Annotated in this window: 14 protein-coding genes; 6 read left to right on the plus strand and 8 right to left on the minus strand. The window is 70.0% G+C overall.

The annotated features are described in order from the left end of the window. Positions 1-2: 2 nt before the first annotated feature. The 5 genes from EIZ45_RS37585 to EIZ45_RS37605 all read right to left on the minus strand — a co-directional run bounded on the left by EIZ45_RS37585 (position 3) and on the right by EIZ45_RS37605 (position 6074). Positions 3-842, minus strand: coding sequence for an alpha/beta fold hydrolase (locus tag EIZ45_RS37585; protein ID WP_134667740.1), 840 nt, complete (start codon positions 840-842; stop codon positions 3-5). A 19-nt stretch (positions 843-861) separates the two neighbouring features. Next, positions 862-2346, minus strand: a complete 1485-nt coding sequence (locus tag EIZ45_RS37590; RefSeq protein WP_037812285.1) for an MFS transporter — start codon at positions 2344-2346, stop codon at positions 862-864. Between the two features lie 220 nt (positions 2347-2566). Next, positions 2567-3571, minus strand: coding sequence for a ferredoxin--NADP reductase (locus EIZ45_RS37595; RefSeq protein ID WP_134667739.1), 1005 nt, complete (start codon positions 3569-3571; stop codon positions 2567-2569). After that, positions 3568-5214: an FAD-binding protein gene (locus EIZ45_RS37600; protein WP_134667738.1), complete on the minus strand. Its 1647-nt coding sequence runs from the start codon at positions 5212-5214 to the stop codon at positions 3568-3570. The genes EIZ45_RS37595 and EIZ45_RS37600 overlap by 4 nt, the downstream gene beginning before the upstream one ends. Further along, on the minus strand, positions 5214-6074 hold the full coding sequence (locus tag EIZ45_RS37605) for an alpha/beta fold hydrolase (protein WP_134667737.1): 861 nt from the start codon (positions 6072-6074) through the stop codon (positions 5214-5216). The genes EIZ45_RS37600 and EIZ45_RS37605 overlap by 1 nt, the downstream gene beginning before the upstream one ends. A gap of 129 nt (positions 6075-6203) precedes the next feature. Here EIZ45_RS37605 and EIZ45_RS37610 point away from each other — a divergent pair, with 129 nt between their 5' ends. Beyond that, positions 6204-6734, plus strand: a complete 531-nt coding sequence (locus EIZ45_RS37610; RefSeq protein ID WP_134667736.1) for a flavin reductase family protein — start codon at positions 6204-6206, stop codon at positions 6732-6734. A 45-nt stretch (positions 6735-6779) separates the two neighbouring features. Here EIZ45_RS37610 and EIZ45_RS37615 read toward each other — a convergent pair whose 3' ends face one another. Genes EIZ45_RS37615 through EIZ45_RS37625 form a run of 3 tightly spaced genes read right to left on the minus strand, consistent with a single transcriptional unit; the run spans position 6780 to position 11002 of the window. Further along, complete coding sequence (locus tag EIZ45_RS37615; RefSeq protein ID WP_134667735.1) at positions 6780-8264, minus strand: aldehyde dehydrogenase; 1485 nt, start codon at positions 8262-8264, stop codon at positions 6780-6782. A 24-nt stretch (positions 8265-8288) separates the two neighbouring features. Then, positions 8289-9599: an MFS transporter gene (locus EIZ45_RS37620; protein WP_134667734.1), complete on the minus strand. Its 1311-nt coding sequence runs from the start codon at positions 9597-9599 to the stop codon at positions 8289-8291. A gap of 17 nt (positions 9600-9616) precedes the next feature. Then, a complete protein-coding gene (locus EIZ45_RS37625; protein WP_134667733.1) occupies positions 9617-11002 on the minus strand; it encodes an FAD-binding protein in 1386 nt (461 codons plus the stop codon). Positions 11003-11157: 155 nt separating this feature from the next. Here EIZ45_RS37625 and EIZ45_RS37630 point away from each other — a divergent pair, with 155 nt between their 5' ends. The 5 genes from EIZ45_RS37630 to EIZ45_RS37650 are packed head-to-tail and all read left to right on the plus strand — an operon-like array spanning position 11158 to position 16815. Further along, positions 11158-11934 (plus strand): IclR family transcriptional regulator, encoded by a 777-nt coding sequence (locus EIZ45_RS37630; RefSeq protein WP_037812737.1) that lies wholly within the window; start codon positions 11158-11160, stop codon positions 11932-11934. Then, the gene (locus EIZ45_RS37635) at positions 11931-13136 is read left to right on the plus strand and encodes a CaiB/BaiF CoA-transferase family protein (protein WP_134667732.1); all 1206 of its coding nucleotides are present in this window, start codon (positions 11931-11933) and stop codon (positions 13134-13136) included. The genes EIZ45_RS37630 and EIZ45_RS37635 overlap by 4 nt, the downstream gene beginning before the upstream one ends. Continuing rightward, on the plus strand, positions 13133-13975 hold the full coding sequence (locus tag EIZ45_RS37640) for a citryl-CoA lyase (RefSeq protein WP_134667731.1): 843 nt from the start codon (positions 13133-13135) through the stop codon (positions 13973-13975). The genes EIZ45_RS37635 and EIZ45_RS37640 overlap by 4 nt, the downstream gene beginning before the upstream one ends. Then, positions 13972-16515, plus strand: a complete 2544-nt coding sequence (gene acnA, locus EIZ45_RS37645) for an aconitate hydratase AcnA (RefSeq protein WP_134667730.1) — start codon at positions 13972-13974, stop codon at positions 16513-16515. The genes EIZ45_RS37640 and acnA overlap by 4 nt, the downstream gene beginning before the upstream one ends. 15 nt (positions 16516-16530) lie before the next feature. Then, the gene (locus EIZ45_RS37650; RefSeq protein ID WP_134667729.1) at positions 16531-16815 is read left to right on the plus strand and encodes a hypothetical protein; all 285 of its coding nucleotides are present in this window, start codon (positions 16531-16533) and stop codon (positions 16813-16815) included. Positions 16816-16851: the final 36 nt, after the last annotated feature.

Genomic DNA, 16851 nt, shown 5'->3' on the forward strand with positions numbered 1-16851 from the left:
ACTCAGGCCGAGTCCGCCCCTTCTTTCGTCAGGAACCCGCTGACCGCGGAGTGGAAGCCAGCCGGGTCTTCCATCCACGGCAGATGACCGGCTGGCAACTGGACGCGCGACACCATAGGCAAGGCGCGTTCCAGCGAGTCCACCGCCGAGCGCGGCCGGATGTCCGCTGTTCCGTCCACGATCAGGGTCGGCACCTTCAACCCTTCGCACTGACCACGCAGGTCCGGCCAACGCTCGCGGTTCAGCGCCGCGTTGCACTCGAAATTGACGCCGAACCACGGGTCAGCCATGGCTTCGGCGTGCTCCAGGGCGCGTTCCCGGCCGGCGAATTCCGCTGACCATTGCAGGACGCAGTACTCCCGGTCTTCCTCCGCGGTGCGGTCCTTGGCTGCCAACGATTCCCACCGCATCAGGCGGTTTCCCAGAGAGTTGCGGAGGTTGCGTTCGTAGTCCGCGTGCCAGGTCGAGTCGTCGTCGATTCCGGTGCCGGAGACGTAAACCAGCTTCGCCACGCGATCCGGGTGCGCCAGCGTGTAGCGCAACGCCAGCTGCGCGCCCCACGAGTGGCCGAGCAGCGCGACGCGGTCCCAGCCGAAATGGGCTCGGACCGCGTCGAGATCGGCCACTGTCGTCTCCACCGAGTACGGTCCCCGCCGCTCCGACTGGCCGCATCCGCGCTGGTCCCAGCGACAGACGGTCGCGGCTGCCGAAAGGTCAGCCGCGACGTCCGCCATCATGTCCCACAACCCCGGGCCGCCGTGACAGAAGACGACCGGTTCGCCGTCGCCCGTCTTCGCCGCCCAAAGCCGGATACCGTCTTCCGTCCGCACCGCGTGCTCCACGCGACGCAGTATGCCGCTGTCAGGCCCGCGCGACCGCCACCCGGGCAGCCGTGTCGCTTTCCTCGACCAGCCCGCCCTGCGCGGGTTTGCGCCCGTGCTTCATCACCAGGATGATCGCCACCCCGACGACGCCGACGACACCCGCCCACAGGTACGACTGGGTGAACGCGGCGTCGCCGTAGATCACCGCGTGCGACTGGGGCAGCGTCATCCGGACGTGCCCGGACATGATCGCCCCGGTCACCGTCACCGCGGCCGACGCCGCCAGCATCGCGATCACGCCGGCGATGCAGTTGCCCGCGCCGCCGAGCCGCGCGGGCAGGGCGTCCTGCAACAGGTTCGCGTTGGAGGAATGCAGGAACCCGACCGCGAACCCGGCGACGAAGCTGGTGATCGCGACCTGCCACTGCACGGTGAACATCCGCGAGCCGAGGAACATCACCACGAGGAAGCACAGGCTGGACGCGAGCAGCACCTGCCGCGCGCCGATCCGCTTCGACAGGTAGCCGCCGAGCGGGCCGACGACCATGCCGACGACGCCGAGCGGGAACGTCCACAGTGCCAGTTGCAGCGCGGAAAGGCCGACGCCGTAAGTGTTTCCGGGGATGTGCGGGGTCTCGAACATGGTCGGGCTGAGGATGCTGTGCGCGTTCATCATGTACGACACCAGCCCGACCGCGACCACCGTCGGCAGGAATTTGCGGCCGACGAGCACCCGCAGGTCGATCAGCGGTTCCTTGGCCTTCAGTTCGCGCAGCACGAACGCGGCCAGCAGCAGCACCCCGAGACCGAACGCGCCGGCAGTGGTCGTCGAGCCCCAGCCCCAGGTGCCGCCCTTGCCGACCGCCACGAGCAGAATGCCGAGGCTCGCACCGAGCAGAATGGCACCGAGAATGTCGAACGACGATTTCACCCGCACCGTGCTTTCCGGCACCAGCCACGCGTGGAGCGGAAGCAGCACGCCGACGTAGATGACCATGAACCAGAACACGCTGCGGAAACCGAAATTGTCGATCAGCGCACCGGCGAGAAACGGCCCGGCTACCGCACCCATGCCGATTCCGGTGACCACCGAACCGAGCGCGATGGGCACGTACGAGCGCGGGATGACGTCGCGGACGAGTGCGTAGGAAATGTTCACGATGCCGACCAGACTGCCCTGCAGCAGACGGCCGATCAGCAGCACGGCGAACACATCGGTGGTCGCGCAGAGGATGCTGCCGAGCAGGAAGATCGCGCCCATCACCAGGATGATCCGCTTCTTGCCGTAGCGGTCGGCGGCCTTGCCCGCGAGCGGCAGCACGACCGCGCCGGCGAGGGTCACCACCGAGGCCGCCTGCGCCACGTCGAGGGTCCGGAAATGCGCGGCCATCCCGGGCAGCGCCGGGTACACCATGAGGATTTCGAACGTGGCGATTTCGGAGAGCAGAATGATCAGCGCGCAGACCGCGATGATCCGCCCGCGGGAAACAGGTCCGTTCGCCGGATTCAGGTCGAGTGCCATGCCGGTCCCTTTCCAGAAGTGATCAGGGGAATCCCCGCCGGAATACGAGGTCCCGCGCTGATGAGGCCGGAATCGACGTGAGCGTAATCACGGCCGCCGCACCGCCCTCGCGCTATCCCGCTCACCGGGAGTCCGCGTCAGACGGGCGACATTGAGGACCACGTCGATGCCGCCGAGTTCAGCCGCCGAGGCCGAGATCGCGGACCGGTCCATGCCCACCTCACTGAACCTCGTACGTAACCTTGACCTCGTCCGTCCTAGGCCGGGCCTGACAAGCCAGGATCAACCCGTCCGCAAGATCCCGGTCATCCAGGACTTCGTTGTGCGCCAGATCCACTTCACCGCTCACAAGCACGCAAGCGCAGGCACTGCACGAGCCCTCCCGGCACGAGAACGGCGCGTCCAAACCGGCCGCCAGGAGGACGTCGAGCAACGCGTTCTCCCGCGGCCAGCGCAAGGTCCGCGTTTCCCCGTCAAGCTCGACTTCCACCGAGCTCGCCGGACCGGACTCGTCCACCTCCACCGCCGCGAACGGATCGCCGGTGAGCGACGTGAACCGTTCTACCGTAATGCTTTCCACGCCAAGTCCATTAAGGACCATCGAAGCCAAATCCATGAACGGTCCCGGTCCACAAAGGAACGCTTCCCGATCTCGATATGGCACCGTCAACGCCCGAAGCCCGGCCTCGGTCGGCAACCCCTGCACTGACTCCAGCCAGTGCAGCACAGTCAACCGATCCGGATGCTCCTTCGCCAGCCGCAGCAATTCGTCCCGGAAGATCACCGACTGCTCGTCCCGATTCGCATACACCAGGGTCACATCCCCGGAACCGGCTCGCAGGCAGGATTTCAGGATCGACAGCACCGGTGTGATCCCGCTTCCGGCAGCGAGCAGCAACACGTCGGCGTCGAGCGAATGCGGCGTGAACGTGCCCGATGGCCGCAGCACCTCCAGCACGGTCCCCTCGACCGCGTTGTCCACCAACCAATTCGACCCGTACCCGCCCGCAGTGCGCTTCACCGTGATTCTCGCTGGCTCCTCGCAATGCGGGGAACTGCACAGCGAATAGCACCGCGCGACGCTGTCCTCAGTGGACGGAATCCGCACCGTGAGAAATTGCCCGGGCAGGTAGGAGAAACTGCCGTCGATCGGTTCCAGGACCAGCGAATGCGCGTCAGCGGTCTCGCGGACCACCTCGGTCACCCGCACGCGCATCGCGTTCATTCCGAGCTCGCGGCCGCGTGCTGGGCCGCGAGATAGCCGAAGACGATCGACGGGCCGATCGTCGCGCCCGGACCGGCGTATTCGTTGCCCATCACCGCGGCGGTCGTGTTGCCGGTGGCGTACAGGCCGTCGATCGCCGAGCCGTCCTCCCGCAGGACCCGGCTGTTCTCGTCGCACACCAGGCCGCCCTTGGTGCCGAGGTCGCCGACCTCGATGCGGAACGCGTAATACGGGCCTCGCTCGATCACGTCGAGACACGGGTTCGGCAGCGTCGGATCGCCGTAATACCGGTCGTAGGCGGAATTCCCGCGACCGAAGTCCGTGTCCACTCCGGTGCGGGCAAAGCCGTTGAACCGCTTCACCGTTTCGGCCAACGCGTCGGCCGGAACGCCGATCTTCTCGGCCAGCCCGGCGAGAGTGTCCGCGCGGTGCGCGATGCCCGCCGCGTAATACGGCTCCGGAATCGGCGCGCCCGGCAAGATCTGCGCGAACGGGTATCGTGCCCGGGCCTTGGCGTCCATCACGAACCAGGCGGGCACGTGTCCGCCCTCGAGCTGGGCGTGCACGAAGGTGACGTACGGCGCGGACTCGTTGGTGAACCGCGTGCCCTCGGCCGACACGATGACCGAACGCGGGATCGACCGCTCGGACACCAGCGGCACGACCGCACCCGACGGATGCCGCACGGACGGCATCCACCACGCGTCGTCCATCAGGTCCGTGGCCGCGCCGACGCCCAGCCCGGCCTCGATGCCGTCGCCGACGTTCTCGCGCGCACCGCCGCTGTAATCGTCCCACGCGGCTTCCGGAAGATAGCGTTTCCGCAGATCAGCGCTGTGCTCGAAGCCGCCGGTCGCCAGCAGCACGCCGCGGCGGGCACGGATCCGCCGCGGCACGCCGTCGTGCTCGGCGACGATGCCGGTCACCCTGCCGTCCTCGACGACCAGCTCGGTCATTGGCGACCGCAGCCACAGCGGTACCCCGGCGTCCTTCAACGCCATCCGCAACCGCGCGACCAGCGCACGACCGCCGGTCGCCATATGCCGGCGCCGCACCACGTTGGACGACACTCGCCAAGCAGCGATCACCGACGCCCACCGACCGCGCCAAGTCCGCTTGACCATCGCCAGATCGTGGTAATCCTTCGCGGTGACCCACAGGCCGAGCGGGCCCTTCATCGTGTTCGGCCGCTGGTGCCGCTCGTCCTCGCCGAGCTGCCGGGTGTCGAACGGCTTCGCCTCGACCGACCGGCCGAGCGGACGACCGCCCTCCAGCTCCGGGTGGTAATCGGCGTAACCCTTCACCCAGAAGAACCGCAGCCACTTGCTTCGCTCCAGTAGCTCCATCGCCGCCGGACCGTGGTCCACATACGCGTCGAGCCGCTCAGCGGGCACCCGCCCCTCGGTGAGCAGATCGAGGTAGCGACGGATCGACGCACGGCTGTCGTCGTGCCCGGCCGCGCGCAGCGTCGGGTTGTTCGGGATCCAGATGCCGCCGCCGGAAATCCCGGTGGAACCGCCGTACATCGCGCCCTTCTCGACGACCAGCACGTCCAGCCCGGCCGCCGCGGCGGTCAGCGCCGCGGTCATCCCGCCGCCGCCTGAGCCGACGACGACGAAGTCGTATTCGGCGTCCCAGGCCATCACTCGCCGTCCTTCCGGAGCAGGAACGCGAGGACGGCGCTTTCCCACGCGTCCTTCTGCTCGATCATCGTCCAGTGGCCGCAGTTCGGGAGAATGTGCAGTTCCGCGTGGGGAATGGTGCGCATCGGAATCAGCGCCATGTCGAGCGGGCTGACCCGATCGTCGCGGCCCCACGTGATGAGCGTGCGGGCGCGGATCTTGCGCAGCGTCGCCCACAGCGGGGTGACGTCGAAAGCCGCGGCCGCCTGCGCCTGCAGCACCCCTTTGGCGTACATTTTCTTGGCGCTGGCCAAGGAATCCGGCGCGGTAGCCAGCCTCCACCGCTCCTCGATTAGCTCTTCGGTGATCAGGCCGCGGTCGAACACCATCGAGTTCAGCCACTGCACGAGCCGTTCGCGCGTCGGATCCTCGACGAACTCGGTCAGCAGATTGATGCCCTCGCCCGGGGCCGGGCTGAAGATGTTCGTGCCCATCCCGCCGACAGTCACCAGCCGGCGAACCCGGTCCGGATGCTCGATCGCGATGCGAGTGGCCACGAATCCGCCCATCGAGTTGCCGACCAGGTCAGCGGCGGCGATGCCGAGCCCGTCGAGCAGGTCGAGCACCGCGCGTTCGGCGGCGGGCATCGGCGGCGCGTCGACCGGATCGCTCACGCCGAAGCCGGGGAATTCCAGGATCAGGCACCGGAAATGCGCGGCGAACGACGGCAGGTTCTCGCGGAAGTTCTGCCATCCGGTCACGCCGGGACCGGATCCGTGCAGCAGCACGACCGGCGGGCCGTCGCCTGCTTCGTGGTAGCGCAGCACGCCCCGGTCGGTGCGAAGTTCGCGCAGCGTCGCGTCGTGGCTCAGTTCCGGCATGGCTGACCTCTTGCTCGTGGGTGCGGGATGCCGCCGAAGCTAGCCAGCCGCCGAACCCGCGCGCGGCGGAAGTCCCGGTCACCGAGAGAGCCGCGATCAGGGGTCGCCCGCGGCTTTTACCGTCAAGTCATGCAAGCCACCGAAGCACCGAGCCCGCTGGAGATGCGCCGCGCACTGAGCCGGTTCGCCAGCGGGGTCACCGTGGTGACCGGCGTCGACCACGACGAGGCGGTGGGATTCACCTGCCAGTCCTTCACATCGGTGTCGCTGGAACCGCCGCTGGTGCTGTTCTGCGCCGACCGCGGCGGCCGAGCGTGGCCGCGCATCCGCTCCGCCGGACGGTTCTGCGTCAACGTGCTCGCCGAACCGCAAACCGATCTCTGCACCCGCTTCGGATCCCGCCGCGGGCTTCGCTTCGAAGGACTGGATTGGGAGCTTTCCCGCTGGGGCACGCCGGAATTGCCCGGTGTCCTGCTGCGCGTGCACGCCGAGATCGAGACCGTGCACCGCGCGGGAGACCACGACGTCGTCCTCGGCCGGGTGCTCGCACTCGACCCCGGAACCGACGAACGGCCGATGATTTTCTACCGCGGCGATTTCGGCGTCGAAGGAAGTCCGGACGAGGTTCCGGGTTATCTCTGGGGGTGGAGCGACCGCTGAGCCGCGCCGACGGCGAAGCCTCGTCAGCGCGGCCTCGGTCGCCGCTCACGCGCGCGGGTTGAACGGATCGGCGATGCGGTTGCCGGTGTCGATCCACGCGGTTTTGACCTCGGTGTACTCCTCGATCGCGTGGAACCCGTTCTCCCGGCCGATGCCGCTTTCCTTGAACCCGCCGAACGGGGCCACGTAGTTCGTCTTGCGGTAGTTGTTCACCCAGACGCTGCCCGCACGCAGGCGGCGGATCATCCGGTGCGCGCGGGCGACGTCGCGGGTCCAGACGCCGGCCGCCAGCCCGAACGCGGTGTCGTTGGCGATGCGGACGGCGTCGTCCTCGTCCCGGAACTTGATGACGACGGCGACCGGCCCGAACACCTCCTCGCGGGCGATCCGCATGTCGTTGGCGACCCCGGTGAACACGGTCGGGCGGACGAACAATCCCTTGCTCAGCGCGGGATCCTCGGGCCGGCCGCCGCCTGCCGCCAGATGTGCGCCGTCAGCCTTGGCGACCTCGATGTAGTGCAGCACCTTGTCGTACTGGGCCTGGCAGGCGACCGTGCCCATTTCGGTGTCCGGGTCGAGCGGGTCGCCGAGTTTGATCCGCTCGGTGCGCTCGATCAGCGCGGCGGCGAACTCGTCGTGGACGTCCTCGTGGACGAGGACCCGGGACCCGGCCATGCACGTCTGCCCGGTGGCGGCGAAGATCCCCGCGACGACGCCGTTGACCGCGTTGTCCAGATCGGCGTCCGGGAACACGATGTTCGGGGACTTCCCGCCCAGCTCCAGCGAAACGCGGGCGAGCCGTTCCGCCGCGGTCACCGCGATCTTCTTGCCCACCGCGGTCGATCCGGTGAAAGCGATCTTGTCGACGCCGCGGTGCCCGGCGAGCGCGGCGCCCGCCTCGCCCGCGCCGGTGACGACATTGACGACCCCGTCCGGGAACCCTGCCTCCTGGATCAGCCTGGCCAGCACCAGCGTGGACACCGGCGTGATCTCGGACGGCTTGACCACCACCGTGTTCCCGGCGGCGAGAGCGGGACAGAGCTTCCACAGCAGGAGCGCCAGCGGACTGTTCCACGGCGTGATGGCAGCGACCACGCCGATCGGCTCGCGCACCGTGAAGACCTGCATGTTGGGCACACTGCTGGCGAGCGTCTCCCCCACCGGAGCTTCGGCCACACCCGCGAAGAAGTAGCAGTGGTTGGCCAGCGCGGCGGTCTGACCGGCGACCTCGCGGATGAGCTTGCCGTTTTCGAGCACCTGGATGCGGGCGAGTTCATCGGCGTTTTCCTTGATGAGGTCGCCGAATTGCCGCAGCAGAGCGGCGCGTCGCAACGGGGTCGACTGCGCCCACGGTCCCTCGTCGAACGCGCGCCGGGCCGCGGTGACCGCGTCGTCGACGTCCTGGGCCGTGGCGGCGGGCACGTGCGCCCACTCCTGACCGTCGAACGGGTTGACCGACGGGAAGGTGGCGCCGTCGGACGCGACGCGCCATTTTCCGTCGATCAGCATCTCGTAGTTCTCGGTGGACATGAAAGCAGTTCTCCCAACAGGTGTTCAGGCGGAGGCGGAGACAGCCGGTTCGGTCGCCGGGGCGGCGGGCCGCCGACGGCGCGAAGTACCGGCGACAGCGACAAGCGAGATGGCAGCGGCGACGACGGTCAGCAACGCGAGCGGCCACCACCTGGTGCCGTTGCCGACCACGGCTTCGGCGATGAAAGGCGTGGGAGCGCTGAAGATCAGCGCCCCGAGCGCGTTGCTCAGCGCGGTGCCGCTGTAGCGGACGCGGGTGTCGAACTGGTCGGCGATCACGCTGGAAATCACGGAGTACACGGTGGCGTGCGCGCCCAGCATCATGACGGTGATCACGACACCGGTGACGACCGGGTGATCGCCGTCCAGCAACCAGAAGAACGGGAACACGGCGACGGCGGTGAACGCGATTCCGCCGAGCAGCACCGGGCGCGCGCCGATCCGGTCGCTCACCGACGCCACGAGCGGCAGTGCGAGCAGGTCGACGGCGGCCGCGATCATCACGATGAGCAGTGCGGTGTTGCGGGGCATGCCCAGCGACGCCGTCGCGTAGGTCAGGAAGTACACCGAGATCAGGTAGAAGACGACGTTGACCGCCGCCTGCACGCCGGTGCCGGCGGCGAGCCCGCGCAGCGCACCGGTGAAGACTTCGCGCAGCGGCAGCCGCGCTGTCCGTCCGGCCGACTTGAGCTCGCTGAACTGCTCCGGTTCGGCGACTCCGAGCCGGATCACCAGCCCGACGCCGACGAGCACGAAACCGGCGAGGAACGGGATCCGCCAGCCCCAGGCGAGCAACTGGTCGTCCGGCAGGGCCGACACCGCGGACATGACCGCCGTGGCGAGCACCAGGCCGAGCGGGCTGCCCATCTGCGGGGCGGACCCGAACAGCCGCCGGCGCGACGGCGGTGCGTGCTCGACCGACATCAGCACCGCGCCGCCCCATTCGCCGCCGACCGCGAGGCCCTGCAGCAGCCGCAACGCGATCAGCAGGATCGGGGCCGCGATGCCGATCGAGCGGTAGGTCGGCAGCACCCCGATCAGCCCGGTCGACGCGCCCATGACGCCCAGGGTCGCGATCAGCGTGGTCCGGCGGCCGAATTTGTCGCCGAGGTGGCCGAAGATCGCGGCTCCGATCGGCCGGGCGACGAACGCGACGCCGAGCGTGGCGAACGACGCCAGCCGTCCGCTGTGCGGGTCGGCCTCGGGGAAGAACAGCTCGCCGAAGACCAGGGCCGCGGCGAGCCCGTAGATGAAGAAGTCGAACCATTCGATGGTGGTGCCGACGAGGCTCGCGACGGCGGCGCGCCGGGACATGCTGCGGGTGGACGGGTTCATGGCTGTCTCCTGTGGCCTCAAGCCGCGGTGCTCGGGGTGGTGGAACGGGACGCCGCCGCTTCCCCGGCGACCCGGCCGAAGCAGAGGGCCCGCAGGACGGAGGTCGCGCCGGGGTATTTGCCGTGGTAGATCCCGGCGGTCTCGCCGACGGCGTACAGGCCGGGAATCGGTGCGCCGAGGCGGTCCACGACGCGGGCGTGTTCGTCGGTTTTGAGGCCGCCGAAGGTGAAGGTGATGGCGCAGGTGACCGGCCACGCGACGTACGGCGGCTCGTCGATCGGGCGGGCCCAGTTGGATTTCGGCGGTTCGAGACCGCTGGTCGCGATCCCGTCGAGCGCGGTGACGTCGAGCGGGCCCGGCCGGGCCGCGGCGTTGTAGGCCTCGACGGTCGCCACGAGCGCGGCAGGGTCGAGATCGAGCCGCTGCGCCAGCGCTTCGAGGGTGTCCGCGGTTTCGGGCTCGCGGTCGGTCAGCACGGCGCGGGCGATGTCCTGGCGCACCAGTTTCTGGTCCGCGACGACGTAGGCGAACTGATCGGCGTCGCGCCAGATCCGGTAGGCCACCGACTCGAAGGTGTTGTCCGGGGTGTCGGAACCCTCGTCGAGGAACCGCTGCGCGCGGTGGTCGACCAGAATGCCGTACGGGTAGACCATGACCAGGGCTTCCGGCGAACGGGTGCGCGGATCGACCGGCTCGCCGTGGAAGCGCTCGAACTGCCCGTCCGTCGCCGCGCCCGCCCGCACGCCCATTTCGATGCCCTCGCCCTGGTTGGCGCGCCCGCCGGGGGCGATCGGCGAGAGTTCGTGCCCGCGCTCGCCGAGGTGGCGGTCGAGCAGTGCCGTGCTTCCTTCGAAACCGCCGCAGGCGAGCACCACCGTCGGCGCTTCCCACTGCGTGCCGTCCGCCGTGACGACGCCGGTCACCGCGCCGGTCTCGTCCTGGACGAGGTCGTGGGCGGCGGTGTTGTAGCGGATGGTCCCGCCGAGGGTTTCCACCTGCGCGGCAAGGGTTTCGACGATCGCCGCGCCGCCGCCGACGGGCATCAGCCGCGGGCCCTTCGAGGTCAGGAAGTAGGTCAGGTCCGGTTTGGTGGCGACGCCGTTCTCGTTGAGCCATTCCATCGTGGGCCGGGCCAGTGCGGCCAGCCTGCCGATGATCGCCGGATCGGTGCGTCCGCCGCTCAGGTCGCGCATCCGCGCGGAGAAGTCGGCAGCCGGTTCGCCGTCCGGTTCGAGCCGGAAGAACGCGCCGGTCCACGCGGTGTTGCCGCCGCGCTGAGCCTTCGACGTCCGTTCGAGCACGACGACCCGGCCTTCCGGACGGCATTCGAGAAACCGCACCGCGGTCGCGAGCCCGCCCGCGCCGCACCCCACCACGACCAGATCTGCCTGTTGTCGACTCACGAAACTCCCTTTCTCGTCCCGAGCGCGCCATTGAGCGGTTCAAGAATTCCGCTGTCCAGTCCGAGCATCGCGGAAAGTAGGAGAACACGCGCTCAAGGCTCAGTCAACCCACAATGCGGTTTACGCGAACCATCTGACGGTCTATGGTGGTGGACATGGCTGAGACTGGTACCGCTTCCACGCGGGTCGACGGCGGCGTGCGCAGCATCGCGAGAGCCGTCGAGGTGTTGGAACTGTTCGACGCGGCGCATCCGATCCGGCAGCTCCGCGAGCTGGTCGCACTCACCGGCCTGCCGAAGACCACCGTCGTGCGGCTGCTCGCGACGCTCGAATCCCTCGGGCTGATCGTGGACCGTGGCGACTCCTCCTACGGACCCGGCGCGGGTCTCCTCCGGTGGGTAAAGCTCGCGGAAGCGCTGTGGGAGGTCGGTCCGGAGGCGCGCCAGATCATGGCGCGGCTCGCCGAATCCTGCGGCGAGACCGTGAACGTCTACGTCCGCCGCGGCCTCGACCGGACCGCGATCGCCCAGGCCGAGGGCACCGCGACGGTCCGCAGCGTGGTCGCCGTGGGGGTGCCGTACCCGCTGGCGAGCGGAGCCAGCGCCAAGATCCTGCTCGGCGGCGCGCCGGACGAGGTGCTGCACGAGCTGGCCGGCCGCCGGTCCGGCCTCGAACTGGAGCCGCTGCGGCGGGAGGTCGCCAGCATCCGCGAGGCGGGATACGCGGTGACGCACGGCGAACGCGAACTGGGCGCGTCGGCGGTGGCCGCCCCGATTTTCGCCAAGGACGGCCGGGTGATCGCGGCACTGTCCGCGAGCGGGCCGACCTCGCGCTTCACCGCCGATCGCGTCGGCCGCTACGTCGACGCGGTGACCGCGGCCGCCCGCGAGATCAGCGAAGCCGGGCTCGGCCCGGTGGAGGTGTTCCTGTGACCGCCGACCTGCTCGAGGGCGTACGCGTCCTCGACCTCACCAACGTGCTGGCCGGTCCGTTCGCCGGGTACCAGCTCGCGCTGATGGGCGCCGAGGTGATCAAGGTCGAACCGCCCGGCACCGGCGACCTCGCCCGCCAGCTCGGCGCCGATCCGGGGCTGTCCGGCGAAGGGCTCGGCGTCTCGTTTCTCGCCCAGAACTCCGGAAAGCGGTCCGTGACGGTCGACCTGAAGAGCGAGGGAGGCAAGGACGTCTTCGCGAAGCTGGTGGCGCGCGCCGATGTGCTGCTGGAGAACTTCCGTCCCGGAGTGCTGGAGCGTCTCGGGTTCGGCTGGGACCGGCTGCGGGAAATCAACCCGAGACTGGTCTACTGCGCCGTCTCGGGATTCGGCGCGACCGGGCCGATGCGGCGCAGGCCGGCTTACGACCAGGTCGTCCAAGGGCTTTCGGGCATCATGAGCGTGACCGGCACGCCGGAGGTCGCGCCGCTGCGAGTCGGGTTCCCGGTGTGCGACAGCTTCGGCGGGCTCGCCGCGGCGTTCGCGATCTCCTCGGCGCTGCTCCGCCAGCGCCGCACCGGCCAAGGAGCTTTCCTCGACACCTCGATGCTGGACGCCGCGCTCACCGCCATGGGCTGGGTGGTGTCGGATCATCTGATCGGCGGCCGCGAACCGGCTCCGATGGCCAACGAGAACATCACCTCCGCGCCGTCCGGCACCTTCGAGACCGGCGACGGCGCGCTCAACATCGCGGCGAACAAGCAGGAGCAGTACGAGGTCCTCTGCCGGGTGCTCGGCCGCGAGGAGCTGATCAGCGATCCGAGGTTCGCCGTCCGCGAGGACCGCAAGCGCAACCGGGAGGCCCTGCGAGCGGAGCTGGAGACCTCCCTCAAGGAAAAGAGCGCGGCGGAGTGGGACGAGATCCTGCTGGAGGCCGGAGTACCGGCCGCGCCGGTGGTTTCCGTGCCCGAAGCACTGGCGTCGGAACAGATCGCGCACCGCGAACTCGTCACGACAGTCGAATCGCCCGCCGCGGCCGGCGGAGCGATGCGGGTGCTCGGCGCCCCCACCCGGGTCGACGGCGCACGGGTCGCCGCCGGCTCGCGACCGCCGCGGCTGGGCGAACACACCGACGCGGTCCTGCGGGAACTGGGGTTCGCGGAACCCGAGATCGCCCGGCTGCGGGAGGAGAAGGCGGTATGACCTCCGCTCGCGAAGAAGCGGTCCGGGCGACGTCGACCCGGGACGTGACCGAATGGTGGTCCACCGCGGTCTCAGACATCGAGCCCGGGAGCATCCGGCTGCGCGGCTATCCGGTGCAGGACTTGATCTCCGGCGCGGGCTTCGCGGAGACGGTCTGGCTGATGGTGCGCGGGGAGCTGCCCGGCAAGGCACAGGCCGCGCTGCTGGAGAAGGCCCTCGTCGCCGCGGTGGACCACGGCCCGCAGGCCCCGTCGATCGCCGCGGCGCGGATGGCGGCCACGTGCGGCGTCGGCCTGCACGGCGCGATGTCCACCGGCGTCGGCCTGCTCGGCGACGTGCACGGCGGCGCAGGACAGCAGTGCATGGAACTCCTCGGCCAGCTCCGCGCGGAGTCCGAAAAGGACGGTCTCGAGACCGCGGTCGCCAAGACGCTGACGGACTTCCGCTCCCGCCGGCAGCACATACCCGGCTTCGGGCACCGGTTCCACCCGCGCGACCCGCGCCGCGACCCCCTGCTGGAGGCAGTGGCCGACCAAGCCGAGGCCGGAGTGGTCGAAGGGCGATTCCTCGCCGTCGCCAGGGAACTCGAACGGCAGCTGGCGGCCGGGCGGGCCAAACCGGTCCCGATGAACATCGACGGGGCGACCGCCGTCGTCTACGCGGAACTCGGGTTCCCGCCGGAACTGGGCCGCGGGCTGTTCATCCTGTCCCGCTCGGTGGGGATCCTGTCCCACGCCTGGGAGGAACGCCAGTCCGGACGCCGGATCAAGGGGCCGATCCCGCCGCCGCTGCTGCCCGCCTACACCGGGGCCTCCGAACGTCCGGTGCCGCAGCCGTGACCCTCGATTCGTTCCGCGCGCTGCGGCCGCTGCCCGGCGGCACCCGGTTCTTCAGCCTGCCCGCCGCCGAAGCGAACGGCGCAGGCCCGCTCGCACGCTTGCCCTACTCCACCCGCGTCCTGGCGGAAAACGTGCTGCGGCACGAGAACGGCCGCACGGTGACGGCCGAGCACGTGCGCGCGCTGGCCCGCCGGGACACCGCCGCGGCGATCCCGTTCCACCCGGAACGGGTGCTGCTGCAGGACGCTTCCGGCATTCCTGTCCTCGCCGACCTGGTCGCGCTCGCCGAGCGGGCCGCCGGACTCGGGCTCGACCCGGCGTCGGTCGCCCCGCGCAAACGGATGGACCTCGTCGTCGACCACGCGCTGGAGCTCGACACCGCGGGCTCTCCCCTGGCCGCCGCGACGAACCTCGACCGCGAGTACGCCCGCCACGCCGGCCGGTACCGGTTCCTCCGCTGGGCCCAGACCCGGTTTCCCGGCCTGCGGGTGGTCCCGCCCGGCATCGGGATCTGCCACCAGCTGAACCTCGAGGTGCTCGCCGACGTCGTCACGCCCGGCCCGCTCGCCGGGTTCGATTCCGTCGTCGGCACCGACAGCCACACCACGATGATCAACGGGCTGTCCGTGGCGGGCTGGGGAGCCGGCGGCATCGAGGCGACTGCCGCCGCTCTCGGCGAGCCTCTTTACCTGCGGGTGCCCGAGGTCGTCGGGGTCCGGTTGACCGGAACGGTCCGGCCGGGCGTGCTGGCGACCGACGTGGCGCTGACGCTCGCCGCGCTGCTGCGGACGCACGGGGTCGTGCAGCGGATCGTGGAGTTCCACGGACCCGGCCTCGCCGGTCTGGCCGTGCCCGACCGCGCGACCATCGCGAACATGGCACCCGAGTACGGCGCGACGATGGCTTATTTTCCCGCCGACACCCGCACGCTCGACTACCTTTCCGCGACTGGCCGCCCCGCCGGACCGGTGCGCGACTACCTTGCCGCGCAAGGGATGCTCTACGGAGCCGAGCCGGACTACGACGACGTGATCGAGCTGGACCTCGCCACGGTGGACCGGACGCTGGCCGGGCCGTCCCGCCCGCACCAGCCGCTCCGGCCCGCCGACCTGTACGACCCCGCGGCGGCCCGGCCCGGCTCTGGCGATCTGCCCGACGGAGCCGTGGTGATCGCCGCGATCACCAGCTGCACCATCACGTCCAACCCGCGGGCGATGGCTGCCGCTGGGTTGCTGGCTCGCAACGCCGTCGCCCGCGGCCTCGCAGTCGCCCCGTGGACGAAGACCTCGCTGACCCCCGGTTCGCAGGCCACCGCGGACCTGCTCGCCACTGCCGGCCTGCAACCGGCACTGGACGAACTGGGCTTCCAAGTCGCCGGATTCGGCTGCGGCACCTGCATGGGCAACTCCGGCCCGCTCCGTCCGGACGTCGCGCGGCAGATCGAGGCCCGCGATCTCGCCGTTTCCGCCGTGCTGTCGGGCAACCGGAACTTCCCCGGCCGGATCCACCCCGACGTGCGCAACGCCTATCTCGCCTCGCCTCCCCTGGTCGTCGCGTTCGCGCTCGCCGGGCGCACCACGATCGACCTGGACCGCGAACCGCTCGGCACCGCCCGCGACGGGAATCCCGTGCTGCTGGCGGACCTCTGGCCCGCCGAAGCGGACATCGACGCGGCCGCCGCGCTGGCGTCTCCCGGCGCGTTCTCGCCCATGACGACGGATCGCTGGCAGCGCCTGCCTCATCCGGACGAGGAAAACTACCAGTGGGAAGACGAAACGGGGACGATCCGGCGGCCGCCGTTCGCCGACGCCGAGATCGCCAGGCCGGTCCGGGAGGGGGACATCCGAGGCGCGCGGCCGTTGCTCGTGCTCGGCGACGGCATCACGACCGACCACATCTCCCCGGTCTCGCGCATCCTGCCCGATTCGGCGGCGGGCCAGTGGCTCGCCGAACGCGGGGTGGCGCGCGAGGACCTCGGCACCTACAGCTCCCGGCGGCTCAACCACGAGGTGATGCTGCGCGGCGGTTTCGCCAACCCGCGGCTGCGCAACGAACTCGCCGGGGAGCGGCCCGGAGGCTGGACCCGCCTCCTCCCCGACGGCGACCTCGTACCGGTGCACGTCGCGGCCGCCGCCTACGCCGAGCGCGGCACTCCCGCGGTCGTCGTCGCCGGCCATTCCTACGGCGCCGGGTCGGCCCGCGACTGGGCCGCGAAGGTCACCCGGCTGCTCGGCGTGCAGGCGGTCCTCGCCCGGAGTTTCGAGCGCATCCATCGCACGAATCTCGTCGCGTTGGGCGTGCTGCCCGTCGAATGCCCTGAGCTGGGCGCGTTCGACGGCAGCGAGGAGTTCGACGTCCTCGGCCTGGAACACGGACCGCTCGTCAACGCCCCGCTCACCGTCGTCGTCCGCCGCGGCGGGCGGGCGGTGTCCGAACACCCCGCCGTCGCCCGCGTCGACACCGGTGCCGAGGACGAATGGATGCGCGCGGGCGGTCTGCTCGCCCGGCTGCTCAAGACCGCGCAACTCTCCCACCGTTGATTCGAAAGGTTTGTCATGCAGTTCATGGTTCTCAGCCGCCGCCGCACCGAGACGTTCGAGGAGGCCGACTTCGCCGAGGTCATCCCCGCCGAGACGGACCGGGTGCGCCGCCTCTACCTCGACGGGGTCGTCCGCCAGATCTGGCTGCGCGACGACCTCCCCGGCGCCTGCTTCGTCGTCGAAGCGCCGGACGAATCCACGGCCAGGTCCACAGTGGACGCTTTGCCGATGGCCAAGTCCGGGCTGTCGGAGTTCACAGTGATCCCGCTTCAGCCCTACCGAGGGTTCGGACCACGGTAATACTCCAGCTGTAGTTCGTGATCTTGCTGGAGGGGT

The sequence above is a fragment of the Amycolatopsis sp. CFH S0740 genome (assembly GCF_004522315.1).
Lineage (GTDB): Bacteria > Actinomycetota > Actinomycetes > Mycobacteriales > Pseudonocardiaceae > Amycolatopsis > Amycolatopsis nivea.

Excerpts from the sequence above, each read along its gene's own strand:
- EIZ45_RS37615 (WP_134667735.1), bottom strand. The coding sequence starts at position 8,264 with ATGTCCACCGAGAACTACGAGATGCTGATCGACGGAAAATGGCGCGTC.
- EIZ45_RS37610 (WP_134667736.1), top strand. The coding sequence starts at position 6,204 with ATGCAAGCCACCGAAGCACCGAGCCCGCTGGAGATGCGCCGCGCACTG.
- EIZ45_RS37600 (WP_134667738.1), bottom strand. The coding sequence starts at position 5,214 with ATGGCCTGGGACGCCGAATACGACTTCGTCGTCGTCGGCTCAGGCGGC.
- EIZ45_RS37595 (WP_134667739.1), bottom strand. The coding sequence starts at position 3,571 with ATGAACGCGATGCGCGTGCGGGTGACCGAGGTGGTCCGCGAGACCGCT.
- EIZ45_RS37620 (WP_134667734.1), bottom strand. The coding sequence starts at position 9,599 with ATGAACCCGTCCACCCGCAGCATGTCCCGGCGCGCCGCCGTCGCGAGC.
- EIZ45_RS37590 (WP_037812285.1), bottom strand. The coding sequence starts at position 2,346 with ATGGCACTCGACCTGAATCCGGCGAACGGACCTGTTTCCCGCGGGCGG.
- EIZ45_RS37640 (WP_134667731.1), top strand. The coding sequence starts at position 13,133 with ATGACCTCCGCTCGCGAAGAAGCGGTCCGGGCGACGTCGACCCGGGAC.
- EIZ45_RS37650 (WP_134667729.1), top strand. The coding sequence starts at position 16,531 with ATGCAGTTCATGGTTCTCAGCCGCCGCCGCACCGAGACGTTCGAGGAG.
- EIZ45_RS37605 (WP_134667737.1), bottom strand. The coding sequence starts at position 6,074 with ATGCCGGAACTGAGCCACGACGCGACGCTGCGCGAACTTCGCACCGAC.
- EIZ45_RS37630 (WP_037812737.1), top strand. The coding sequence starts at position 11,158 with ATGGCTGAGACTGGTACCGCTTCCACGCGGGTCGACGGCGGCGTGCGC.